General features: G+C 42.7%; 19 protein-coding genes. 11 read left to right on the top strand and 8 right to left on the bottom strand.

Annotated features, from left to right (window positions below; translation table 11 throughout):
• The first annotated feature begins 200 nt into the window (after nt 1-200).
• From SNE25_RS20030 to SNE25_RS19990, 9 genes are read left to right on the top strand one after another with little or no spacing between them, the layout of a single operon-like run.
• A complete protein-coding gene (locus SNE25_RS20030) occupies nt 201-3,533 on the top strand; it encodes a SusC/RagA family TonB-linked outer membrane protein (RefSeq protein ID WP_321560775.1) in 3,333 nt (1,110 codons plus the stop codon).
• A 12-nt stretch (nt 3,534-3,545) separates the two neighbouring features.
• Nucleotides 3,546-5,147 (top strand): RagB/SusD family nutrient uptake outer membrane protein, encoded by a 1,602-nt coding sequence (locus SNE25_RS20025; protein ID WP_321560774.1) that lies wholly within the window; start codon nt 3,546-3,548, stop codon nt 5,145-5,147.
• A 50-nt stretch (nt 5,148-5,197) separates the two neighbouring features.
• On the top strand, nt 5,198-7,189 hold the full coding sequence (locus SNE25_RS20020) for a glycoside hydrolase family 127 protein (RefSeq protein ID WP_321560773.1): 1,992 nt from the start codon (nt 5,198-5,200) through the stop codon (nt 7,187-7,189).
• 11 nt (nt 7,190-7,200) lie between these two features.
• On the top strand, nt 7,201-9,051 hold the full coding sequence (locus tag SNE25_RS20015; protein ID WP_321560772.1) for a hypothetical protein: 1,851 nt from the start codon (nt 7,201-7,203) through the stop codon (nt 9,049-9,051).
• A gap of 11 nt (nt 9,052-9,062) precedes the next feature.
• Nucleotides 9,063-9,464 (top strand): SxtJ family membrane protein, encoded by a 402-nt coding sequence (locus SNE25_RS20010; RefSeq protein ID WP_321560771.1) that lies wholly within the window; start codon nt 9,063-9,065, stop codon nt 9,462-9,464.
• 4 nt (nt 9,465-9,468) lie between these two features.
• Entirely contained in the window at nt 9,469-9,618 is a 150-nt protein-coding gene (locus tag SNE25_RS20005; protein ID WP_321560770.1) for a DUF5989 family protein, read from the top strand.
• A 4-nt stretch (nt 9,619-9,622) separates the two neighbouring features.
• On the top strand, nt 9,623-11,449 hold the full coding sequence (locus SNE25_RS20000) for a carbamoyltransferase family protein (RefSeq protein WP_321560769.1): 1,827 nt from the start codon (nt 9,623-9,625) through the stop codon (nt 11,447-11,449).
• 52 nt (nt 11,450-11,501) lie between these two features.
• Nucleotides 11,502-13,523: a beta-L-arabinofuranosidase domain-containing protein gene (locus tag SNE25_RS19995; RefSeq protein ID WP_321560768.1), complete on the top strand. Its 2,022-nt coding sequence runs from the start codon at nt 11,502-11,504 to the stop codon at nt 13,521-13,523.
• 2 nt (nt 13,524-13,525) lie between these two features.
• Nucleotides 13,526-15,127, top strand: a complete 1,602-nt coding sequence (locus tag SNE25_RS19990) for an MGH1-like glycoside hydrolase domain-containing protein (RefSeq protein WP_321560767.1) — start codon at nt 13,526-13,528, stop codon at nt 15,125-15,127.
• Nucleotides 15,128-15,696: 569 nt separating this feature from the next.
• Here SNE25_RS19990 and SNE25_RS19985 read toward each other — a convergent pair.
• From SNE25_RS19985 to SNE25_RS19955, 7 genes are all read right to left on the bottom strand, one after another.
• Entirely contained in the window at nt 15,697-16,389 is a 693-nt protein-coding gene (locus SNE25_RS19985; RefSeq protein ID WP_321560766.1) for a type 1 glutamine amidotransferase domain-containing protein, read from the bottom strand.
• A gap of 53 nt (nt 16,390-16,442) precedes the next feature.
• Entirely contained in the window at nt 16,443-17,513 is a 1,071-nt protein-coding gene (locus tag SNE25_RS19980) for an alpha/beta fold hydrolase (RefSeq protein ID WP_321560765.1), read from the bottom strand.
• Nucleotides 17,514-17,711: 198 nt separating this feature from the next.
• Nucleotides 17,712-18,218 (bottom strand): cupin domain-containing protein, encoded by a 507-nt coding sequence (locus tag SNE25_RS19975; RefSeq protein ID WP_321560764.1) that lies wholly within the window; start codon nt 18,216-18,218, stop codon nt 17,712-17,714.
• A 32-nt stretch (nt 18,219-18,250) separates the two neighbouring features.
• A complete protein-coding gene (locus SNE25_RS19970; RefSeq protein WP_321560763.1) occupies nt 18,251-18,703 on the bottom strand; it encodes a nuclear transport factor 2 family protein in 453 nt (150 codons plus the stop codon).
• Nucleotides 18,700-18,921 (bottom strand): tautomerase family protein, encoded by a 222-nt coding sequence (locus tag SNE25_RS19965; protein WP_321560762.1) that lies wholly within the window; start codon nt 18,919-18,921, stop codon nt 18,700-18,702. The genes SNE25_RS19970 and SNE25_RS19965 overlap by 4 nt, the downstream gene beginning before the upstream one ends.
• An 11-nt stretch (nt 18,922-18,932) precedes the next feature.
• The gene (locus tag SNE25_RS19960; RefSeq protein WP_321560761.1) at nt 18,933-19,469 is read right to left on the bottom strand and encodes a YceI family protein; all 537 of its coding nucleotides are present in this window, start codon (nt 19,467-19,469) and stop codon (nt 18,933-18,935) included.
• A 12-nt stretch (nt 19,470-19,481) separates the two neighbouring features.
• A complete protein-coding gene (locus SNE25_RS19955) occupies nt 19,482-20,765 on the bottom strand; it encodes an epoxide hydrolase family protein (protein WP_321560760.1) in 1,284 nt (427 codons plus the stop codon).
• Between the two features lie 608 nt (nt 20,766-21,373).
• On the opposite strand from SNE25_RS19955, the gene SNE25_RS19950 reads away from it, so the two are divergent.
• Together SNE25_RS19950 and SNE25_RS19945 are read left to right on the top strand one after the other, a co-directional pair.
• Entirely contained in the window at nt 21,374-22,075 is a 702-nt protein-coding gene (locus SNE25_RS19950; RefSeq protein WP_321560759.1) for an SDR family NAD(P)-dependent oxidoreductase, read from the top strand.
• 375 nt (nt 22,076-22,450) lie between these two features.
• Nucleotides 22,451-23,143: a YoaK family protein gene (locus SNE25_RS19945; protein ID WP_321560758.1), complete on the top strand. Its 693-nt coding sequence runs from the start codon at nt 22,451-22,453 to the stop codon at nt 23,141-23,143.
• Between the two features lie 179 nt (nt 23,144-23,322).
• Here SNE25_RS19945 and SNE25_RS19940 read toward each other — a convergent pair whose 3' ends face one another.
• Nucleotides 23,323-24,708 carry a mercuric reductase gene (locus tag SNE25_RS19940; RefSeq protein WP_321560757.1) on the bottom strand — a complete coding sequence of 462 codons (1,386 nt, stop codon included), beginning with the start codon at nt 24,706-24,708 and terminating at the stop codon, nt 23,323-23,325.
• Between the last annotated feature and the right edge of the window lie 114 nt (nt 24,709-24,822).

Raw genomic sequence — 24,822 nt, 5'->3', positions numbered from 1 at the left:
AGGCTTTGCTATTTTGATAACAAACCTAATTATTCACCTAAAGATGTAATATGAGAAAAGAAATACAACAATCCTCGTAAAAGAATTGGAGCCATAAAAAGCCGGTAAGTGTTGCACCACCTACCGGCGTATAGCTTGGGCTCCAAATCATCAGAAATGACAAATTGAACTTAAGCGTTTAACCCAAACTTCACTAAAGTATGAAAATTAAATTAAAGCCCGGGGCTATATGGCCCGGTATGTCCAAACTATTGCTGGTTATGAAACTTATTGCTGTTATATTGTTTGTAGCATTTACACAAGTACATGCCGGAAGCTTTGCACAGAACATCACGATACACGAAAGCAATGTTTCGGTAGAGAAGATACTGCAGCAGATCAAAAAACAAAGTAATTATCATTTTATTTATGACAGTAAGCTTGGCTTACTAAAAACAAAAATGGTAACGGTCCAGGCGGACGGTGCTACTGTAAATCAGGTTTTGGATCAGTGTCTTAAAGGTTTACCATTAAGTTATACCATTATACAACAAACCATTGCGATAAAAGGCAAACAGGAGGAAAATCAAACAAACGTTCCCCAAAAAGTACCGGTTACCATCACCGGTACAGTAAGTGATGCCAAAGGGTTGCCTTTACCGGGCGTAAATGTGGTGCTGAAAGGCACTTCAACGGGCGCTATTACTGATATTAACGGTAATTACAGGTTGAAACTCACTGATAATAAAGGAGTACTTGTTTTTAGTTTTATAGGCTTTATTAGCCAGGAGGTTACTATAACGCCGGATAACACGGTGATAAATGTGCAGTTAAAAGACGAGCCTCGAAATCTGAATGAGGTTGTAGTAGTAGGTTACGGTACCCAACGACGTGGTGATATCACCAGTGCCATATCCAGCGTTAAATCCGAAAACTTTGTAAAAGGCTCGGTCACCGATGCAGCGCAACTCATTCGCGGTAAAGTGGCCGGTTTGGCCGTGGCCACAACGGACGGTAACCCGACTGCTACTTCGCAAATTAATTTACGCGGTATTACAACCATTTTATCAGGTACAGCCCCATTGGTTTTAATTGACGGCGTACCGGGAACGCTGACCACCGTTGCACCCGAAGATATTGAATCAATTGATGTATTGAAAGACGGTTCGGCCGCGGCAATTTACGGTACCCGCGGAACAAATGGTGTAATACTGATTACCACAAAAAAGGCAAAGGCCAATACGGCGCCCACCATCGAGCTTAATACTTATTTTTCCACCCAACGTATTACAAAAAAGCTTGATTTTATGAATGCTGATGAATACCGTCAGCTTGTAGCACAAAAAAAACCTGGTGCCACCGACTATGGACATGATACGAACTGGCTTGATCAGGTCACCCAAACTCCATTTTCGCAGGTATATAACCTGAGTCTTAAAGGGGCTACTCAAAATACTAACTATGTAGTTAACTTCAATTACCGGAGGCTTGAGGGTATAATGAAACAATCCGATAATAATATATTATATCCACGCATTGAGGTTAACCACACCATGTTTGATGGCAAGTTAAAATTTAATGCTAACCTGAGTGGTTTTGAACAGCGTAACTATGTAGGTACATCAGGTGACCTCAATAATATCAGCGGTTTACCTGATGCAGGATATAATAGCGGTGTATACAGAAATGCCCTCACTTATAATCCCACAGATCGCGTTAAAGACGATAATGGGGAATTTGTTGAGCATCCGGATAAAACTGATTATCAGAACCCTGTTTCATTATTGCAGAATACAGTAGGACTAATGAAGAATAGTAATTTGCGCACAATAGGAACTATTACGTATTTGCCGATAAACGACTTGAACATTAAATTGTTAGGTTCGAGAAACCTCAATAACTCTAATGTTGGGTACTATGAAACAAAAGACCAATATTCTACAGTTCATGACGGCAAAAACGGTTACGCCGCTATAACCAATCTTCGCAATCAGGAAGACCTGCTTGAATTAACAGCTAACTACAGCAAGCGATTTAATGACCATCAGATCAATGTGTTGGCAGGATATAGCTGGAGGCAATTGGGCTCGCAATTTTCAAGTATGTCAAACTTTGATTTTCCGACCGATGAGTTTACCTATAACAACATACGTGCAGGGCTGGCATTATCACGCGGTCAGTCAACATTGTTTTCTTACCAGGCTGAAAACAAGCTGATTAGTTATTTTTCACGGGTAAATTACAGTTATAAAGATAAATATTTGCTCACTGCGAGTATACGTAGGGAAGGTTCTTCAAAATTCGGGGCAAACCATAAATACGGAAATTTCCCTGCCGTTTCCGGCGGTTGGAATGTGATGAAAGAGTCATTTCTTGAAGACAGCAAGACATTGAGCAACCTGAAATTAAGAGCAGGCTATGGTATAACAGGAACAGAACCAGCATTACCCTATCAATCATTGGATAAGCTAAACTTTAACACGTATAATTACTTTAATGGTCAATTCATACAAGTTGTAAATCCTTCAAGTAATGCCAACCCCGATCTGCGCTGGGAAAAAAAGGCAGAAATAAACATAGGACTTGATTATGGATTTCTCAACAACCGCATAAGTGGATCGATAGATGTGTACAAACGTAAAACTACCGATCTGTTGTTTAATTACCCGGTAGCATCTCCACCATATTTATATAACAATATTATAGCCAATGCCGCTTCTATGCAAAATAAAGGCATTGAAGTACAGATTAATGCCATTCCGGTAACAACAACTAACTTTCAGTGGAGCACATCGGTAAATTATTCAACCAATCGTAATAAACTGCTTTCGTTGTCAGATAAAAACTTCCAATTGGCGAGTGGTTTTTTTGATGTTGGTAATACCGGCGAACCTATTCAACAGCAAACCGGTCGTGTGCAAATCGGGCAGCCGCTGGGTAATTTCTACGGTTTTAAAAGTGTTGACATTGACGATACCGGTCATTGGATTATTCAAGGTGCCGACGGTAAACCAAAACCTATTGCTAATCAAACAGCCAACGACAAAACGATACTTGGTAACGGTTTACCAAAACATTACCTCAACTGGAACAATACTTTCACCTATAAGCAATTCGACCTTAATATCAGCATGCGGGGTGCATTTGGCTTCCAAATATATAACTCGGCGCAATTATACTATAGCGCGCCTGTAATGCTGACCAGGGGTAATCTTCTAAAGGGATCATATGATAAAATATATGGCAAAGTTGCGCTCGCCGATGACCAGTCATTGCAATATGTAAGTTATTATATAGAAAATGGCGATTTCTGGAAGATAGACAACGTTACACTTGGCTATAATATACCTGTAAAAATAAAGGCGATTAAAGGCATCCGGGTTTACGCTTCTGCATCCAACCTGAAAACCTTTACAGGTTATAAAGGTATTGATCCGGAAGTGTCTATCCTTACCTCAAATAACAGTTCAGGAGTACTCGCCCCGGGTGTAGACGATAAAAATCGTTATCCGGCTACTTCGACTTATACCTTAGGCGCATTTTTTACTTTTTAAACAGGATTTTTTATGAGCAATTTAAAATATATAGCAGCTGTGTCGGTACTCATGATAACCGCTTTAACGGCATGCAAAAGCAATCTTGATGAGGTTGTTTACTCAGACGTTACCTCAACAACTTATAAATATGATAATACCAATGCCGCCATTGGGATTGTATATGCTAAAATGCGCGACATGTTTGGCCATCAGAACTATTATATGCTGGAGGAAACTACTAGTGACGAACTAGTGATGCCTGCTAACGCCTCGGGCTGGGACGACGGCGGTATCTACAAACACATGCACTTGCATACCTATAATTCCGAAGACCCCCAGCTCAATAATATGTTCAATACATTCTATTCGGGAATAATTAATTGTAACCGGATCATCGAGCAGATAGAAAAGGGAACAATAGCTCCGGTAGCCGGATCAAGCAAAGAAGCTTTACTTGGAGAGATGAGAACGGTACGGGCATTTTACTACTGGTTGGTCTGTGATAATTTTGGAAACGCGCCTCTGGTAACAACATCAGGCAAGGAACTTCCGCAAATGACCGCCCGTAAGGATATTTATGATTTTGTGGTAACCGAATTAACAGCTTCCATACCGGCTTTGAGCGAGGTTCAGGATAAAACGATGTACGGCCGTTTTAATAAATGGGCAGCCAAAGCACTGCTGGCCAATGTTTATTTAAACGCACAGGTTTACGCGGGCCAGGCTAAATGGGCGGAGTGTTTAGCACAGTGTAATGACATTGTGGGTAAATACACACTTGAAAACAACTATTCCGATATTTTTAAAACCCAAAATGAAAACTCACCTGAGATCGTGTTTGCCATACCCTTTGACCAAACGCTGGCACAGGGCTTATTTACCGAAATGTATTCCTGGCATGGTGCTTTAAAAGGCAAAAAAAATATGCAGGCCACACCATGGGGATCCGGGTCGGCTATGGGCATATCGCAATTTATAGATACCTATAGCGCCAATGATGAACGTTTAAATGATACCTGGCTTATAGGGCCGCAATTTGGCACAGATGGCAAACCTTTATTGGGTTCCTATGACCAGGCTGGCAAACCATTAAATTTTACTAAAGATATTCCTAACGGATTATTCACCGGAGAATCTGAAGGCTACCGCATGAACAAGTTTGAAGTTCAGTTAGGGGCAATGTCAAATCTGAGCAATGACTTTCCTTTTTTCAGATACGGACAGGTATTAATGATGAAAGCGGAATGTTTGTTAAGAACGGGCGACGCTGCGCAAGCCGCCGCTTTGGTTACACAGGTAAGAGCCCGGGCATTTAAAAAGAATCCGGCCGAAGCTGCTGTTACCGCCGCTGATCTTACCAAAAACACGGTTTACAAATATGGTTATGTTGAAAATTACAAGATTGTAGATCCTGCCGATCAGAGTACCGTACAATATGGCGGATTTTTAGACCAGCTGGGTTATGAGTTTGCCTGGGAAGGTTTCAGGAGACGTGATGACATACGCTTTGGTGTTTATACCAAAAAAAGCTGGTTGTCGCATAAGCCTAAAGGCGACGATAAGATCATTTTCCCGCTACCGCAACAAGCGCTCAATTCAAACCCAAATCTTAAACAAAATCCAGGTTATTAAATGCATACCGCACCGCGGTTTATCTGCGGTGCTTATATAAACCTTACAATATGGACATTCTTAAAAGAAAGCTTGTTTTGCTTGCCCTGCCGGCAATGATACACTGGGCGGCTAATGCGCAACAGAACATCGTAAAAATGACACCGGTTAACTTTGCACAGGTGCAAATCAATGATAAATTCTGGTCGCCCCGGATCAATACGGTAACGAATATAACAATACCCGTTTGTATACAGCAAACCGAAGTGGTTACGCCCCGTATCAGGAACTTTGAAAAGGTAGCACGCAAACAGGGCGAAAAACATGAAGGCATCTATTTTGACGATTCTGATGTGTACAAGGCGCTGGAAGCCATTGCCTATTCCCTTAAAAACCATCCCGATGCTAAGCTGGAAGCAAAGGCCGATGAATGGATCAGCAAAATAGCCGCCGCCCAGCAGCCTGATGGCTACCTGAATACCTATTATACCCTCTCGGGATTGGAGAACCGCTGGTCTGATATGGAAAAGCATGAAGATTACAACGCCGGTCACCTGATTGAAGCAGCGGTTGCCTATTATAATACCACCGGAAAACGCAAACTGCTCGACGTGGCAAGCCGCGTTGCCGACAACATAGACAGCACCTTCAAACAGCAGAACCGCCACTGGGTTTCCGGGCACGAGGAAATAGAACTTGCATTGGTTAAACTGTACAAGGCTACCGGAAAAGAAAAATATCTTGACCTGGCCGATTGGTATTTGCAGCAACGCGGACACGGTTATGGCAGGGGCGCTATCTGGACTAACAGGCACATGGGCGAAAAGTATTGCCAGGATGATGTACCGGTAAAAGAGCAATCGCAAATTGAAGGGCACGCGGTAAGGGCCATGTACCTGTATACCGGTGCTGCAGATGTTGGCGCCGCCCGCAACGATCCGGGGTACCTGAAAGCAATGAATAATGTTTGGGAAGACGTCGTATACCGCAACATGTATATTACCGGCGGCATAGGTTCATCTGGCAGTAATGAGGGTTTTACGGTTGACTATGATCTGCCGAACAAAAGCGCTTATTGCGAAACCTGCGCCTCAGTAGGGATGGTGCTTTGGAACGAACGAATGAACTTACTTACAGGTAATGCCAAATTTGTTGACGTGCTGGAACGCAGTCTTTATAACGGAGCGCTTGATGGGTTATCCTTAAGCGGCGACCGTTTCTTTTATGGAAACCCGCTGGCTTCAGATAATAATTATCAACGGAGCGAATGGTTCGGTACCGCTTGCTGTCCCTCCAATATCGCCAGGCTGGTAGAATCATTAGGCAATTATATTTATGCATCCAGTGACGATGCCGTTTGGGTAAACCTTTTTGTTGGCAGCAGTACTACAGTTGCATTAAAAAAGGGTAAAGTGCAATTGCAGCAGCAAAGCAACTACCCGTGGAACGGAAATATCAAAATGGCTGTGAACCCGGTATCTAAATTGAACTTTCCGTTACACGTACGGATTCCGGGCTGGGCGGTGAACCAGCCGGTACCGGGCGAAACCTATCAGTTTACAGACAAGGCCGACAGTACATTTACCATTACCTTAAACGGTAAACCGGCAAAATATATCATGCAGAATGGCTATGCCGTAATAACACGCGATTGGAAAAAAGGTGATATGCTAAGCCTTAATTTGCCAATGCCCGTTCGCAAAATCAAGGCGATTGATAGTGTAAAGGTAAATGTGAATAAGATAGCGTTGCAAAGAGGGCCGCTCATGTATTGTGTTGAACAGGTTAATTCCGATCAAGAGAAACAAAGTTACATCGTCCCTGAAAATACTGCTTTTAACGTAGCATATGATCAGAATATGTTGAATGGGATAGTAACCATCAAAGCGCAGGTTCCGGTTTTGGCACCCACAGATGACGGAAACGGTGTAAAAACAGCGCAGGGCACACTCACGGCGATCCCCTATTATTCCTGGGCCAATCGGGGTAAATCCGAAATGCAGGTTTGGCTGCCCACACGGATAAGCAGCGTCAATATCAAGGCAAATAACCACGACCAATAACAATATTACAAGTGCCGGCAGTAAAAAACAACGCAAAAGCGAATAGTCAGATCAGTAAAAAAAAGAAGATCATTTTTAAGCTGACTGCTATTGCTATGCCTTTTTTATTGCTGGCATTGCTGGAAGGGACATTAAGACTTTTCAGCTATGGGCATAACCTCCCCTTGTTTGTCACTGATGAAAGTTGTCCGGATTGCCTGGTGATGAATAAATACGTTTCCGAACGGTACTTTACCAATGCCGCAAATGCCACCATTGGCAATTTTGAACCATTTAAAATAAAAAAGAGTAAAGGAACCATTCGCTTGTTTGTTTTAGGCGAATCGACAACTATAGGATATCCCTATATGCATAATGGCGCTTTTCATCGCTGGTTAAAATACAGGCTGATGCAAATGTATCCTGACGTCGATTTTGAGATCATTAATCTCTCGCTTACAGCGGTTAACTCTTATACCGTGCTGGATATGGCTAAGGAACTGGATCAATATGAACCCGATGCGGTATTGATTTACAGCGGTCATAATGAATATTACGGCGCCCTGGGGATCGGGTCAACCAGTAAGTTGGGTAATCAGCGCTGGGTTATACAATCGCTGATATCGCTTAAAAAGCTCCGGGTTGTTCAGCTCGCCTTTAATACATTATCAACAGTGGGGCGCCTTACCGGTGCAAAAGGAGATAGTGTGAATAAAAGTCTGATGGAGCGAATGGCAGCCGACCAGCGTATAGCTTACCAGTCGGTTAAATTTAAAACAGGTATTACCCAGTTTGCGCGGAACATTAATGCGGCATGTAGTTTACTATCGGCCAAAAAAATTCCTGTTTTGATAAGTAACCTGGTCAGCAATGAAAAAGACTTGCCGCCTTTTATTAGCGACCGTGACCCGAGTAATGGGGCGGGTATAACTTATCAAAAAGGTATGGAGGCCTACCTGAAAAAGGATAGCCTGAAAGCCAGACAGTTATTTATAAAGGCGAAAGATCAGGATATGCTGCGATTCAGGGCTCCTGAACAAATGGATAGCGTTATCACAGCAGCAACTAAAAGGTATCCCGGTGTTTATCTGGTTGACACCAAAAAGGCATTTGAGAGCAGATCGGTTTATGGAATACTGGATAATAGCACACTGCTCGAGCATGTACACCCCAATTTATGGGGTTATTCGCTCATGTCTGAAGCATTTTTTCAATCCCTTACCGCCCATCGCGTCATTGCGGCTAAGCCGGTCACAAGTATCTCCGTTAAACAGTTATGGCAACAGATGCCGATAACCAAGGTAGATTCGTTATTTGGTGCATATAGTATAGCTTTTTTAAAAAAGGGCTGGCCCTTTAACAATAAAAAAATCGCCGATCCTTATCCCCGTACACCTGAAGAACTTATTGCTATGCATATGCTCAAAAATGGCTTGCCCTGGAATGATGCCATGGATCAGCTTATGAGCTTTTATCAGCAAAAGAATGATAAGCGAGCCATGTTAAAAGTAGCTGAAGCCGTGATGCTCGAATATCCGTACGATCCTGCATTTTACCTTTTTGCCGGGCAACTCAGCGCAGCGGACGGCGACAATTTTAAGGCTATTAATTACTGGCACCGGGCTTTTATCATAAAATCATCCATAGCACTTGCGCAAAAGCTGTTTGTTTTGGAAGTAAAGGTTAATTGTCCGGAAAAGGCCATCGATTATATTGACTACGCGCTGAAAAATAATCCCGGTAACGGCATGTTGCTAAGTGTCCGCAAAAAGCTAACCGCTATTATTGGCATTAATAATGCACTTAAAAAAGACCCTGCTAATAACCTGCTCAAGGAGCAACTGAAAAAAAATTATGCTAACCTTGAAAACAGGGGTAATTAATGCAAAAGCGTATGATAGCAGATAAACGACCGGCCAATAAGGATAACCGCAAATTTGGATTAACGCTTGGTGCTGTTTTAGCAGCCATAGCTTTATACCAGCATACTAAAGCGCTGCCTGCATGGCCGTATTTTGCCGGTTTTGCGTTGTTATTTATCAGCCTGAGTTTGATGAAGCCGTCGTGGCTTTTAATGCCGCGTATCATCTGGGAAAAACTGGCTCATTACCTGGGTTACATGAATACCCTTATCTGGCTTACCCTGATATATATTCTGTTTTTTACGCCTGTAAACCTGATTTTAAAAATGACAGGCCGCGATCCGTTGAACAGAAAATATCAACCCCGGCAAAAGTCATACTGGCTTACGGATGATAAGCAGGCAGTTTCGTCTTCATTGAAAAAACAGTTTTAAAAATATGGAACTACTGGTTGAATTTTGGGAGTTTTTAAAACACCGGCGTAAATTTTGGCTTTGGCCCTTATTTATTTTACTTGTTCTTTTAGGTATGCTGGTGGTTATGGCACAGGGATCTGTTCTGGCTCCATTTATTTATTCCTTATTCTAAACCGATGTATATATTGGGTATATCTGCTTATTATCATGACAGCGCGGCCTGCCTACTCTGCGATGGTGAAATCATCGCAGCAGTGCAGGAAGAACGCTTTACGCGGATAAAAAATGATGCCCGTTTTCCGGCTTTCTCCATAGAGTATTGCCTTGAGGAGGCCGGAATTTCACTAGGTCAGGTTGACTATGTTGTATTTTATGAAAAGCCGTTTGTAAAGTTTGAGCGCTTGATTGAAACTTATCTGGCTACGGCGCCCGCCGGCTTGCCATCCTTTTTAAAAGCGGTGCCATTGTGGATAAAGGATAAGGTATTCATGAAGAAGCATATCATCAAAGCGCTTGGCCACATAGATGAGAGGTGGACTTATCAAGATGATAACCTGCTTTTTACCGAACATCATCAAGCCCACGCGGCTTCCGCGTTTTTTCCGTCTCCTTTTGAAAATTCCCTTGTGCTTACTGCCGATGGCGTAGGAGAGTGGACCACTACCTCCGTTTGGCTGGGCAGTGGTAACAAGCTGCGATTGCTCCGGGAGATGCGGTTCCCTCATTCTTTAGGGTTGTTTTATTCAGCGTTCACTTATTACCTCGGTTTTAAGGTAAACAGTGACGAATATAAGGTGATGGGTTTGGCCCCATACGGAGAACCCGGTTTTGTACCCCTGATTCTTGAAAAGCTTATTGATTTAAAGCCGGATGGTTCTTTCCGGCTTAATATGCGGTATTTTAATTACTGCGCGGGTTTAACCATGACCCATAAACGCTTTTACCGGTTGTTTGGCCGCGGCCCAAGAAAAGCAGGTGAAAAACTCGATAAATTTCATATGGATATTGCCTGTTCTGTACAAAAAGTAACGGAAATGGTCATGCTGAATATGGTTACTGATCTGGAGCAGTCTTATCCGAATGAAAATCTGTGTATGGCCGGCGGCGTGGCCTTAAACTGTGTAATTAATGGTAAGATACAGGAGCGATCGGGATTTAAGAACTTATGGATACAACCTGCCGCCGGAGATGCCGGAGGCGCTTTGGGCGCTGCTTACTTTGCACATTATCAGTACCTGAACAACCAGCGTAAAGAGACCGGCCATGACCTGATGAAAAATGCATTGCTCGGGCCTTCATTTACAAAAGAATATATTGCCGAAATGCTTGCGAACCGGGGGCTACATTATCAGGTCCAAAATGAAGCCGAATTTAACAAAACGATTGCCAGGTATCTTGATGAAGGCAAAGTTGTTGGTTATTTCAGGGGTCGCATGGAGTTTGGTCCGCGGGCATTAGGAGCCCGCAGTATTCTGGGTGATCCGCGTAGGGCGGATATGCAATCGGTCATGAACCAAAAGATCAAATTCCGGGAATCATTCCGGCCATTTGCACCGGCTGTTTTGGAAGAATACGCGCACCTTTATTTCAATACTACCAGCCCGAGTCCTTACATGCTTTTAGTAAGCTCCATCAAAGAAAAGCACCGCCTGCCGGCTGCCGATGCTGCAAACAAAAAGGGACTGGAGTTATTAAAAGTTACCAGATCGGTGTTACCTGCTGTTACACATGTAGATTTTTCAGCTCGGATTCAAACCGTCAACAAACACAGGCATACGGAATTTTACAATTTAATAGCGGCTTTTTTTGACTTAACAGGTTGCCCTATTCTCATTAATACCTCATTTAATGTTAAAGATGAACCCATTGTATGTACCCCAGAAGACGCTTTGCAATGTTTTTTAAAAAGTGAAATGGATATACTGGCCATTGAGCAAATAATTGTTACTAAAAAAGACATGATCAAGGGGGTACAACATGAATTAACCTCCGAGGAAATTTAAACAGGCGCGCTTTGGCAGTCCAATTATTTCAATTAAAACAAATACTATGAACATGAAAATTAGCTTATTTATTGTTTTTCTGGCAGCATCCGCTTATACCTATGGACAAACCGGCGCCAAAAACCAACCGGTTGTTTATCTCAACAACCGGGCGCCTTTAAGACAAAACCCCTACATGGAATTGCCTTTGGGCGCTATCAAACCACAAGGCTGGTTAAAGGAAATGCTTGTACGGCAGAAAAATGGCGCGACCGGCAACCTGGATAAGTTATATCCGTTGGTCATGAACAAACGGAATGGCTGGCTTGGCGGGGATGGTGACCAATGGGAACGGGGGCCCTACTGGATAGACGGGCTCTTACCGCTGGCTTATATCCTGAATGATCGGGAATTAATAGCAAAAACAAAACCCTGGGTGGAGTGGGCTATTAAAAGCCAGCAGCCTGATGGGTATTTCGGTCCGGCTAAAGATTATGGCACGGAACCTGGTTTACAACGCGACAACAGCCGCGATTGGTGGCCCAAAATGGTGATGCTTAAAATACTTAAGCAATATTACAGTGCAACCGGCGATAAGCGGGTGATCGGTTTGATGACCAACTATTTTAAATATCAATTAAAAGAACTGCCCGAACATCCGCTTGACCACTGGTCTTTTTGGGCGCGTTACCGTGCCGGCGATAACCTGATGGTGGTTTATTGGCTTTATAATATTACAGGCGACAAGTTCCTGCTTGATCTGGGTGACCTGTTGCATCAGCAAACTTTTGATTTTGCCGGTGCTTTTTTGAATACGCCATTGCTATCACAGGCGGGTAGTATACATGGCGTAAATTTAGCGCAGGGTATGAAAGAACCCATTATTTATTATCAGCAGCATCCTGAGCAGAAATATTGGGATGCTACCGTGAAGGGATATGCAGATCTGCGTAAATATGATGAAATGGCCCACGGGCTTTTTGGGGGGGACGAGGCCCTGCATGGGAACGATCCTACACAAGGCTCGGAGCTATGTACTGCTGTAGAGATGATGTTTACGCTGGAAAGTACATTGGCGGTTACCGGAGATGTAAGTTATGCGGACCGGCTTGAAAAAATAGCCTTTAACGCTTTACCGGCACAGGTGGCACAAAACCTGACTGACCGCCAGTATTTTCAGCAAGCCAACCAGGTGATGCTTACGCGTCATACCCGTAATTTTGATGTGAATCATAGCGGAACCGATGTTTGTTACGGGTTACTTACTGGTTATCCTTGTTGTACATCAAATATGCACCAGGGCTGGCCAAAATTTACCCAAAGCCTTTGGTATGCAACAGCCGACAAAGGGCTGGCGGCATTGGTATATTCGCCCAACGAGGTAACCGCTTATGTGGCCGATGGCAGCCAGGTATCACTTAAGGAAGAAACTAACTACCCTTTTGACGACGGTATCAAATTCACACTAAGTACGGGGAAAAAGAACAACCCTGTGTCATTTCCGCTGCATTTGCGCGTGCCTCAATGGTGTACACAAGCCTCGGTCAAATTAAATGGCAAAGTAATACAGCAAGCTAATGGCGGACAGATCATCAAAATACAACGCGAATGGAAAACCGGTGATGTAGTAGAATTGCATCTTCCTATGCATGTTTTTAAAAATACCTGGCACGAGAACGCTGTGTCCATTGAGCGCGGTCCTATAACTTATGCACTTAAAATAGGTGAAGCGGTAACACACGTAAAAAATGACAGAGATTCTATTGACTATGGTAGCGCTTATGACGAAATCCGGCCTACCACCCCATGGAATTATGCTTTAATTAAACCGGATACCGACAAATTAAACAAAGACTATTTGGTACAAAAGAGCGGTAAAGTAACTGATTATCCATGGACGATGAGCAACGTGCCGGTTACAATCACTACAAAAGCGAGGCGCGTGCCCTCATGGCAATTATACAATGAGATGACGGGCCCGATTCCCTATAGCATCACTTATGGCCTGGAGACTGGAAAAGAAGAGGAAATTACCCTGGTTCCGTATGGTTGTACCCAATTACGGATTTCCCAGTTTCCTGTAACCGGCCGCTAAGTATGATGATGAAAAAGAAAATAGCCCTTTTATGTTTTCTGTCAGCAGCCTTTTTTAAGCTTGCAGCGCAAAGCCATTTTATCCTGAATGCCGATAGCTTTAAAACATATATTGATCAATTCAATAAAGATGATGCGGAATTATACAAGGGCTATTTTCCCAATGATTCGGCCTGGACATTTATGAAGTCAAATGTGCCGCTTTTAGATTGCCCCGATAAGAGCCTGGAGCTTACCTACTATTTTCGCTGGTGGACTTTCCGTAAGCACATTAAACAAACTCCTGATGGGTTTATCATCACCGAATTTCTTCCGGATGTAAGCTGGGCCGGAAAGTATAACGCGATCAGCTGCGCTGCCGCTCAGCATATATACGAGGGCAGGTGGTTAAAGAATAACAGATATATGAAGGATTATGCCACTTTCTGGCTTCGTAAAGGTGGGCCGGTAAGAAGCTATAGTTTCTGGATTGCAGATGCACTGTGGGCTAATAATGAGGTAAATCCTGATGATCAATTTATTACCGGTCTTTTACCCGATTTAACAGCTAATTATGCCGGGTGGGAAAAGGGCTGGCTTTACCAGGATCAATTTTTTGTTGGAAAGAATTCTGACGGGCTTTTTAGTCAGGCAGATAACCGGGATGGCATGGAAATTTCAATAGGAGGTAATGGTAAACGTCCCACTATTAACGCATACATGTATGGCGATGCCATAGCCATTGCCCGTATTGCAGGCCTGAAAAAGGATAAGCGGACAACAGATTTGTTTTTCAAAAAGGCTGATACGATTAAAATGGCCACATTAAGCAAGTTATGGGACAAGAACGCTACTTTTTTCAAAACATTACCCTCCGGAAATAACAGACTTGTTGATGTCAGGGAACTTCTCGGTTATACGCCCTGGTATTTTAACCTGCCGCCGGCAGGCAAGGGCTATGAACAGGCCTGGCGATTTATCAAGTCTGACAGCGGCTTTTTTGCACCTTATGGTTTGACCACTGCTGAACAAAGTGACCCTGGATTTGAAATATCCTACACCGGGCACGAATGTAAATGGAACGGGCCGAGCTGGCCCTTTTCAACTTCAGTTACGCTTACCGCCATGGCCAATATATTAAATAACTATCCGCAATCTGTAATTACCAAAACGGATTATTTTAAACAAATGCTGATCTACGCTCATGCGCAGCGGAGAACTAACGACGGCGGATGTGTTTTGCCATGGATAGATGAAGTAATTAACCCTTATACCGGCGATTGGATTTCCAGGACCATATTGAAAGAACGGGGGTGGCAAAAGAACAATGGTGGTGCGGAACGTGGGAAAGATTATAACCATTCTTCATTTTGCGACCTGGTCATTACCGGGGTTATTGGTTTAAGACCTCAACGCAACAATATCGTAATGATCAATCCATTGATACCTGATCGGGTATGGGACTGGTTTTGTTTAGACAATATTTCTTACCACGGGAAAACACTAACCATTATGTTTGACCGGTTCGGTACAAAGTACGGAAGGGGGAGGGGGCTGATGTGTTTTGTGGATGGTGAGCTGCGCGTGAAAGTGAAGGATATCGGACCCATTACTTTTAAGTTATAAGCTCAAACCCGTGTTTGGCCGTGGTGGTTAGGGTGCTTATTTATCGTTGGTTGGCTTGACGGGAGAGTTCAGGGGAACATTCAGAGATGTGGCACCGGATTTTTTAGGGACGGCAGGCGCTCAATCACAGCCTTTGCTAGCCCGCATGAAAAAACCATGTCTGTTTGTACGGAGACGCTGCAACAATGCATAGCGCGCAAAGTGAGCATTTTGTGCTGATTACCTAAAGGAAAATAGTTTGCTTTGGAAATGGGGGGAGCAAACCGCTGACATACGCGATCAAGTTTTAAGGAACCCGACCGCATACATTATATTTTTTCGCACAAACCAAATCAATATCCGGAAGTAGAGAGCATGACACCTTAAGCGCGATAGCGCTAAGCGGTTGCCCGCTCTTCAGATTAAGTGTGCCGGCGTTTTGAAAAAATCAGTGTCAAGAAATGTTCCATTTCAGGAAGGAAATAAAGTTAAAAGAGAAAGCCCGGACAACTTTACTTCATATGGTCATAGCTGTGAACCACAAAATTTGTCACAAGGCTTAATCGTTCGAGCTGTTATCCTTAGCATAATTACATCCGTTCTGAATAGTCTAATAAGGTATGAGCCGCTAAAATAGAGGAGGCTGGATTTTGCCCCGTGATCAGCAGCCCATCGCGGGTTACAAACGGCTTCCAGTCTTCTCCTTTTTGAAATTGGGCGCCTCTTTGCTTTAGCATGTCTTCCAGCAAGAAAGGTACTACATGTGTAAGCTGAGCTGTTTCTTCTTCCGTGTTGGTGAAAGCAGTTACCCTTTTTCCTTCTATTAGCCACAAACCATCAGGCCTCCTGGCATACTTCAAAGCCGCCGGTGCGTGACAAACGAGGGTAACCGGTTTTCCGTTAAAGTAAAAAGCTTCAATAAGCTTTGCAGAATTTCTATCTTCGGCAAGATCCCACATTGGGCCGTGACCACCGGGATAGAAAATCGCGTCGAAGTCGCCCGCTGAAACAGCGGTCAATTTTACCGTATTGCTAAGCCTGTCTTGTGTTGCCTTATCACTGTAATATCTTTTGGTAGCCTCAGTTTTATTCTCAGGCAGATCACTTTTAGGATCAATAGGCGCCTGACCTCCTTTTGGCGAGGCGATAATAATTTCTTTACCCATATCGTGAAAAGTATAATAAGGAGCGGCAAATTCCTCAATCCACAAACCTGTTTTTTTGCCGGTGTTACCCAATTCATCGTGAGAAGTAACAACGAAAAGAATTTTGTTGATTTTCATAATTTTATATTTTAGTTTGAACACATTGTTTAGTTTAAATTTTTCTGACTACGTTATCCGGCATAGCCATCAACTTCTATAATTGCATTGGCAAAATCTTGCGGAGCTTCCTGCGGCACATTATGACCGATGCCATTAAGTACCTTGTGTGAATATTTGCCTGAAAATTTGCGGGTGTAGGCTTTTCCGTCTGCTGCGGCGCCGTCAAAATCGCTGCTAATGGTAATAGCAGGTACAGTGATCATCGGCCCTTCAAAAAGTCTCTGTTCGAGGTGGTCGTATTTTGGCTCACCTTTAGCTATACTCAGGCGCCACCGGTAGTTATGAATCACGATTGCAACATGATCGGGGTTGGTAAACGATGCTGCCGTGCGATCGAAAGTTGCTTCATCAAAGTTCCATTTCGGCGATGCAATCTTCCAGATGAGCTTATTAAATTCGTTACAATTTTTGCTGTAGCCAAGCTTGCCTCGCGCTGTGGCGAAATAATATTGATACCACCATCCCAACTCGGCTTTTGGCGGCAACGGTTGCGTATTGGCTTTTAGATTGACGATAATATAGCCGCTCACGGACACGAGTGCTTTGCAACGTTCAGGCCAGAGTGCGGCTATGATCACCGCCGTACGCGCGCCCCAGTCAAAACCGGCTATGATAGCCTTTCGAATATTGAGTGCATCCATAAACGAAATAATATCCTGAGCGATAGCCGCTTGCTGGCCGTTTCTAAAGGTCGCGTCTGACAGAAAGCGCGTTGTGCCATAACCGCGCAGAAAGGGTACAATTACCCGGTACCCCTTGGATGTCAATAAAGGTACAACAGCTGTAAAGCTGTGAATATCATAAGGCCAGCCATGCAAAAGTATTACTACCTGGCCGTTGACAGGGCCATCTTCAATATAACCAACATTTAAGAGGCCTGCGTTGATCTGCTTTATAGCGTCAAATGCGGCGTTCGTACCGGGCTTAATTGACCAGGCTTCGGCCGGTGCTGTACTATGCGGCTGAGCATCGGCTGAGCCGAGCATAACAAGCGGGCCTGCGGCAATGGTCATGGCGGCCGTAGCTAAAAAGTGGCGGCGGTTAAAGTTAAGTTGTTCCGGCATATGTTTGATTTGAAGCATTTTATAAAATAGTTATATATACAGTTTAAAATGCGCCGCTTTCATGAACGGGTGAGGGCGCTTGTTAAGATTAAGCTTAAATCAAGGTTGTCTCTTGCCATGAGCGTCTCTAAAAATATTTTTCCATTTTGTGAAGCTGGCCAAATGTTCTTCATGATTTAATAAGAGATATACTTTTTAATTTTTATATATGTATGTTTAATCACGGCTTTTAACTTTATTTTTTTTATTTCGCGGGTCATCTGCCGGGTTGATGTAACTTATGCCGAGGGGGCCGTTAGCGGTAACCTGTGTTACATATTCGCCCGATTTTGCCCAATGGAAATGAGGTGTGTTACCGGGTAGTACGATCACGCTCCCAGGCGGGTATGCTTTCAATTTGTCTGCGTCGAATGTTGTGCCTATACCAATGTAAAATATACCTGATATAACCGTGTATATTCTGTCTTCCGGATGCCTGTGTGGCATAAGCTTCACACCTGCGGGTAATTTCACCCTAACCACATAAGGTTCAGGATTTTTAGGGTTACCAACCAAAATGGATAGACGGGCTTCCGGCGGAAATGCAGGAAATGGCGCCCACTTAATATTTTCCTGATAAATGGCACCAAAGGTTTTATTGGGCAATCCCTGGGCATTGAGATAGCCCGTACCCAGCAAAGTAATGAAGCATAATATTGTCACTGATTGAACTGACTTTTTCATGATGATTTTGTTTCTTCGATTATTGAATTTGATTAGTTACCCACATCGGTAATCATTTTATTAACGATCAACCAGCGGCCATCGATTTTATGAAAAGCAAGAAACTCATCATAATTAAAATCGTACATTTTAACATGAACTTTTGCGACAGCTATGGAATTGATCACCTCAATGGAGATGATTGTTCCGTTAAAAGGTTTGCCTGAATCTTTCACGCTTTGCCGGTTTTTTACCCCGTCAAGATACTGATCAAGTGTTTTGGCATATGGCTGGCCTTTTACATCTCCAAACAAGAGGGTGCCGGGATGATAAATGTTTTTAAGCATATTGATATCACCCTCGTAAACCCCTTTAAAATAACGATCTTCCAGCACCCGGGTAATCGCTGATGAATCTTGATGAGTAGTTTCCATTTGATTTGAAATTTGTGCTTTTGATACCAGCATTGCGCTTGCAAAAAAAGAGATTAATAAAAGCGTTTTCATATTTTCCGTTCAGCGGTTATACCCTTTTTTCTTAGTTCAGATACCTGGTCACCCGCAAAACCCCAGTCATCCAGATCAATTTCCTGTATTACCACATGAATCAGTTGCGGGTCTTTGTTCAATGTACGGATGAGCAAATCGGTTATCTCTTTGATGAGGATTTGCTTTTGCTCTCTTGTTACACCTTCACGGGTAATTTCTATTTTTACGTATGGCATAAGTCCGTTTTTTAGGATAAAACAATTTCCTGTACAGCTTTGGCGGTCAGGGTTATATCCAGTTCAAAATCATTGTAAATAAGGTTATCGCCCAGATCTTTAAAAAAATTACCCGAACGGAACCTGATCCCATATAGAGTACGGTCAATTAGCAGTTTGCCGGTTGCGGTTAACTGGTCACCGCTAACATTAACAATTGCATTAAAATCAATTGGCTTAGTGGTGCCTTTAATGGTCAGGTCACCTATAACCTGGTTGCCCGAAACGGAAGTGATCTCTAATGAAGCTTCGGGATATTTTTCTGTAGAGAAGAAATCACCCGAAGCGAGGTGAGCGGAGAGCTGGGCGTTGGTCGCGGGGTCGGGCACATTAAGTATTTTGATAGAAGAGGTATCAACAATAAATTTACCGCCAATAAGTTTACCGTTATTTAAACTGAGTTCACCTTCTTTAATAGCTATGGTCCCGTTGTGTGCTCCGGTTACCTTTTTGCCTACCCAATCAATGCGGCTTTGGGTATCCAGGATTTTGAATTTCTTGGTTTCCATTTTCGGTTCTCTTTAGTTTCGCAGGGTTTTAAAACTGGCCCGCATTTCTTCAACAAAAAGTTCTGGCTGTTCCCATGCGGCAAAATGCCCGCCTTTGTCCAGTTTATTATAATGGATAAGCTTTGGGTAAGCTTTTTCTGTCCAACTTTGCGGGGCCTGATACAGCTCATCCGGGAAAGCGCTTACCGCTACCGGTATGGTAATGCCTTTTGGCGCAAAGAATGCAAGCTTGCTTTCCCAATAAAGACGCGCCGACGAAACGGCAGTGCCTGTTAACCAGTAAAGGGTAATATTGTCAAGAATATCGTCACGGGTTAAACCTTCAGCCTGACCATTGAAAACGCGTGTCATGAGCGCCAAACTGACTCCGTCGTGGTCAAGCATCCAGGCAGCCAGTCCAACAGGCGAATCCTGTATCCCGTACAATGTTTGCGGGCGGTTTGCCATTTCGTTAGCATACCCCAGACCATGCTTGTAGAAAAAGTCGAGTTGATCCCATGCGTGTTTCTCATCTGCAGAAAGGTTGGCTGGTGCCGGTTCGTTAAACTGGAGTGCTTTAGCAACGTCGGCCGGAACGGTAGCAGGCATGTTGGTATGAATGCCAACCAATTCGGGGGGGGCCTGCAGCGCCATCTGTTCGGTAACCGCATTACCCCAGTCGCCGCCTTGTGCTACAAACCGCTGATATCCGAGACGTTTCATCAGCACTGTCCATGCCCGTGCGATGTGCTGCGGATCCCAGCCGGTAGCGGTTGGTTTGCCCGAAAAACCATAACCGGGCAGTGATGGAATAACAACGTCAAAAGCATCTTCTGCTTTTCCGCCATAGGCGGTAGGATCGGTAAGCGGGCCTATAATTTTTAGCTGTTCGATGATGGAACCCGGCCAGCCATGCGTAATAATGATGGGCAAAGCATTTTTATTCTTGGAACGAACCTGGATGAAATGTATATCGAGCCCATCAATATTGGTAATGAACTGTGGCAGGGCATTCAGTTTTGACTCACACTTGCGCCAATTATAGTCCTTTGCCCAATAATTTGCGAGCGCCTGGATGGTAGCCAGCTGCACACCCTGTGTTTGATCGTTAACGGTTTCGCGTTCGGGCCATTGTGTTGCCAGGATGCGGGTTTTAAGATCGGTAAGTTGTTTTGCTGTGGCGGTAAAATGAAAAGGTCGTATGGCTTCATTTGGTGAGGCATTGCCGGTTGTGTTTTGAGCATTGCTTAATGCACCCTGCATCACAAGCACACTTGCAACAATTGTACCTGCGAAAATTTTGCTGGCATTTTTCATGGTTTTTAATGATTTAGTTTAAAGTCGTCCTGCTTTTGCCAACCTATTTTTGTGCCATTTATAATGTATTGTATGTCAATGTGTTGTGTTGTTGTAGGATTGCCAAAATCTTTATATATCATAAATCACGAATAATGACCTTGAAATATCAAGGAGCGTAAATAAATTCGGCGTTTGTTCAATTCCAACGCTTACCAGCATTTATGTTTTTGAAATGGAAATACACCATATAAATATTTTTTCTCTATCGAATGTGATCTATGTCACATAATTTTCCGAAAAAACCTTTGGTTCTTTATAGGCAATTGAAACTAAACCAAATGGAACTTAAAAATTCAGCGTCCCGGGCGTCCAATACAATATCTATTGAACAGAAAATAGCAACAGATCGCTTTAATCGCATAATGGCAATCAATGGTCTGTCTGCAATCATTCAGCTTCACGTCGGCACATAAATTGAGTAATTGCGACTAACAAACTAATTTATTATGTACCGAATAAGACCACAAGCAACAGAATAGTAATGGGAGTGTATACACATGGACAATTAAGGCCATGCCAGACACCATTTGTTGTTAATTAAAGCGAATAGGCTTGGAAATACAATAATGAAAAAGCAAACAATAATTGTTACCGGTGCCTCATCAAGTATAGGCAAAGAAATAGCCCGTTGCTGTCTGGAAAATGGCGATAATGTTGTGATTAATGCGTTGAATGCCGAAATATTGACTGAGATTTTTTTTGAACTTGGAGGTAGTGAAAACCTGGCTATGGTTGCCGGTAATGTTAGCAATAGAGTTACCGGTATAAAACTACTGGCTGTAGCTATTGCTACATTCGGGTCTGCAGATGTGCTAATTAATAACGTCGGAATTTCAGAAACCAGATCGTTCTTTGATTTAGATGAAGCTTATCTGGAGCGGTTTCTTAATACGAATCTCAAGGGAGCTGTACTCACTACTCAAACAATTATTCCACAAATGATTAAACAGGGCGGTGGCATGGTGATCAATATCGGTACACCCCTGGGGAATGATACATTCAGTAATGCTTTTCCAACTGTACAAATTGCAACCAAAGGAACAATACATTTTCTCACCTTACAACTGGCGGCAGAATTTGGAAAATATAATATCAGATTTAACACTATAATGCCGGGATCCGTGCGTACGCTAAAGTATAAGAACGCGGTAGATCGAAATCTGGAATCACGTTTGTGGAACCGTGTGGGTGAGGTGGAAGAAATCGCGGAAATGGTATATATGGTTATAAAAAGTAGTTTTATTACTGGTGCCATTATCACAACATAAGTATAAAGATTGTTACCGGACCTCATACTTACGCGCAATTGTAATCTCATTTCACGTTTAACTCACGCTTGGTTTTGTCATCGACAGAATCAGGGTCACGACATCTCAAGGATGGCATTCCTGAATATGGATATTTCAAGAGTTTTTTTCTTTTGTTGTAAATTAAATATTTAATAATCAAATATTTATCATTGGCATGGAAATCGATTAGGCGAATTCAAAGTATTAGAAGAATTATCCGTCTGCTGAATGATTTTTCTGAGATGGCTATGCAGAGTTGCCTATTAAAAAGGAATAAATAAGAATTAACTCAACTTATATTCTATAATTCAAGCATACACGTACGCCGTCTATCTTGCTAGCGATTTACAAAATATGGAAAAGAAACCGAATGATACCCAGTTTTTGACCCTCGTTTTGACCATTACCGGTGGGTACAGCGACGCGTTAACATATGTTGCCGCTAATAAAATCTTTTCGAATCATATAACCGGCAATATTGTTTTGTTTGCCGATAATCTTATAACAGGCAAATTTTCAGGTGCCTGTGCGAGTTTATTGGCCATTCCTGTTTTCATATTTTCGGTGTTGACGGGTGGCTGGATAATTAAAAAATATTCAAACAGAAATCTTTTCTTTTTTGAGGGAATTTTATTTCTGAGCGGAGGAATATTAGCTTACATATTCGGTTTGTCAAATTTTGAAGAAATGACCGTCTTAAAATATTGGGTGGCGATGCTGTCGGTTTCGGCGATGGGCATGCAAAGTACATTTGGAAAACGTTTTGCCAAAGATACCTATGGATTGACAACCCTAATGACAGGAAATATTGTACAGTTATCCTTGCAGGTAGAATCCTATCCGCAGTCTGGGTTAAAAAAGGCCCAGTTGCTTATATCAATGGCCAGGGGATCAATTACTATTTGCGGATTTATTACAGGCTGTATTCTTGGTGCATATTCCGGACAACATTATGGTTTGGTTGGTATGATGTTACCAGGTATCATGATATTATTAATTTTCTCTTTGAAAAAATCTTTTAGAGGGTTACCAAATCCTATTGTTTAGCTGATAAAAGCCGGCAGATAAACTAAGAAAGGTTATTTTGGACGTTTTGAAAAAACTTGAATTACTAAAAGCAAATTTATACGCTTGTTCTGACAAATGCGACTAACCGGCTGCGTTTCAATCAATCGTATAAATTTGATTAAATGTTTTGCAAGCTGCTCACCGTGATTATATGTGCCCTAATCTTCGATGGACATAAAAAGATTATTCAATGACTCAGAATAGAGGGGGTGTGCAAACACGCTATAGCTGATTTGGTCATAGCTGATCCCGCCTTGCATTGCCATTTGCAATACCGACATGATCTCGCCGCCCTGCTGACCCAAAACAGCCACCCCGAGTATTTTTTTGGTATTCGTATCTACGATCGCTTTCATTAGGCCACGGGTATCGCCGGTTTCTACGGCTCTGGCCACATAAGCCATTGGTAATTTAGCGACTTTTATGTTCAATTCCAATCCTTTGGCTTCGTTTTCACTTATCCCAATTCGGCCCAATTGCGGGTCGGTAAACATACAATAGGGCACAAGCCGGTCTTTTGTAGTTAGGTTAGCATGCTCCAGTAAATTGCGGTAAACAATGGTATAATCGTTGTAAGAAATGTGGGTGAAGGCCGGCCCGCCTTTCACATCTCCCAAAGCATAGATGCCATTGACATTTGTTTCAAGTTTGTCATTTACCTTTATAAATCCCCGCTCGTCTGTTTCTACACCTGTTTTTTCAAGGTTTAAAATATCTGTATTTGGGGTACGACCTACGGCTATCAATACATGCGTACATTTTATTTTGCGGCTTGTACCGTTCGTTTCTATCTTAACCGTTATTTTACCTTTCCCATTATCTTTAAATTTCGATGCCTGTGAATTGGTGAGTATTTCAATACTTTCCGCTTCCAGAATGCTTTTTAATGCGGCTGAGATATCTTCATCCTCACGGGGAATAATGTGTGCCGATCTTTCCACTATCGTAACTTTGCTTCCAAAGCGCCTGAACATTTGCCCGAATTCCAAACCGATATAATTCCCGCCGATAACCAGTAAATGTCCAGGTACTGTATCCAGTTCAAGTATACCGGTTGATGTGAGGTAATTAATATCACTTAGCCCTGCTATATCTGGTATAAACGATTTGCAACCGGTATTAAGGAAAATGAGATCAGCCTTTAATTCGATAGCGCCACCATCATTTAGATTTACTGAAATCGTATTACGATCAATAAATGTGGCTTCACCAAATATCAAATCAAGGCCTGCAGTTGCTTCAATTCTATCTTGGTTACCACGCCGAAACATGGATACTATTGTATCTTTCCGCTTTTTGATCTCTATCATATTCACTTTATAACCCTTAATAGATATTCCCAATTCGCGGCTTTTTTTTGCCTCATAGGCCGCCTTTGCAGATGCTACCCACGTTTTAGTTGGGGTACAACCATCGTTTATACACGTACCACCAACATATCGTTTTTCGATCAATGCAGTTTTTTTTCCGGCAAGGGCTAATTTTTTAGCCAAAGGGCCACCAGCCTGGCCGGAACCAATTATTATTGCGTCATAAGTTTTCATATTCTGTATTTGTGTTTATTATATACTATCGCAACTCTATTAACCGTATACTATTAATCAAGCCTTTATTTCATGGCTGTATTAAATCAGGTTAAGCGAGATATATTCGCCCAA

The sequence above is a fragment of the Mucilaginibacter sabulilitoris genome (genome assembly GCF_034262375.1).
GTDB lineage: Bacteria > Bacteroidota > Bacteroidia > Sphingobacteriales > Sphingobacteriaceae > Mucilaginibacter > Mucilaginibacter sabulilitoris.
Note: the sequence above shows the minus strand (reverse complement) of the source record. Positions and strands in the feature narration are given on the sequence as shown.

What these genes read in the sequence shown, in the direction of transcription:
- SNE25_RS20030 (WP_321560775.1), top strand. Translation starts at nt 201, where the DNA reads ATGAAAATTAAATTAAAGCCCGGGGCTATATGGCCCGGTATGTCCAAA.
- SNE25_RS20025 (WP_321560774.1), top strand. Translation starts at nt 3,546, where the DNA reads ATGAGCAATTTAAAATATATAGCAGCTGTGTCGGTACTCATGATAACC.
- SNE25_RS20020 (WP_321560773.1), top strand. Translation starts at nt 5,198, where the DNA reads ATGGACATTCTTAAAAGAAAGCTTGTTTTGCTTGCCCTGCCGGCAATG.
- SNE25_RS20010 (WP_321560771.1), top strand. Translation starts at nt 9,063, where the DNA reads ATGATAGCAGATAAACGACCGGCCAATAAGGATAACCGCAAATTTGGA.
- SNE25_RS20005 (WP_321560770.1), top strand. Translation starts at nt 9,469, where the DNA reads ATGGAACTACTGGTTGAATTTTGGGAGTTTTTAAAACACCGGCGTAAA.
- SNE25_RS20000 (WP_321560769.1), top strand. Translation starts at nt 9,623, where the DNA reads ATGTATATATTGGGTATATCTGCTTATTATCATGACAGCGCGGCCTGC.
- SNE25_RS19995 (WP_321560768.1), top strand. Translation starts at nt 11,502, where the DNA reads ATGAAAATTAGCTTATTTATTGTTTTTCTGGCAGCATCCGCTTATACC.
- SNE25_RS19990 (WP_321560767.1), top strand. Translation starts at nt 13,526, where the DNA reads ATGATGATGAAAAAGAAAATAGCCCTTTTATGTTTTCTGTCAGCAGCC.
- SNE25_RS19985 (WP_321560766.1), bottom strand. Translation starts at nt 16,389, where the DNA reads ATGAAAATCAACAAAATTCTTTTCGTTGTTACTTCTCACGATGAATTG.
- SNE25_RS19980 (WP_321560765.1), bottom strand. Translation starts at nt 17,513, where the DNA reads ATGCTTCAAATCAAACATATGCCGGAACAACTTAACTTTAACCGCCGC.
- SNE25_RS19975 (WP_321560764.1), bottom strand. Translation starts at nt 18,218, where the DNA reads ATGAAAAAGTCAGTTCAATCAGTGACAATATTATGCTTCATTACTTTG.
- SNE25_RS19970 (WP_321560763.1), bottom strand. Translation starts at nt 18,703, where the DNA reads ATGAAAACGCTTTTATTAATCTCTTTTTTTGCAAGCGCAATGCTGGTA.
- SNE25_RS19965 (WP_321560762.1), bottom strand. Translation starts at nt 18,921, where the DNA reads ATGCCATACGTAAAAATAGAAATTACCCGTGAAGGTGTAACAAGAGAG.
- SNE25_RS19960 (WP_321560761.1), bottom strand. Translation starts at nt 19,469, where the DNA reads ATGGAAACCAAGAAATTCAAAATCCTGGATACCCAAAGCCGCATTGAT.
- SNE25_RS19955 (WP_321560760.1), bottom strand. Translation starts at nt 20,765, where the DNA reads ATGAAAAATGCCAGCAAAATTTTCGCAGGTACAATTGTTGCAAGTGTG.
- SNE25_RS19950 (WP_321560759.1), top strand. Translation starts at nt 21,374, where the DNA reads ATGAAAAAGCAAACAATAATTGTTACCGGTGCCTCATCAAGTATAGGC.
- SNE25_RS19945 (WP_321560758.1), top strand. Translation starts at nt 22,451, where the DNA reads ATGGAAAAGAAACCGAATGATACCCAGTTTTTGACCCTCGTTTTGACC.
- SNE25_RS19940 (WP_321560757.1), bottom strand. Translation starts at nt 24,708, where the DNA reads ATGAAAACTTATGACGCAATAATAATTGGTTCCGGCCAGGCTGGTGGC.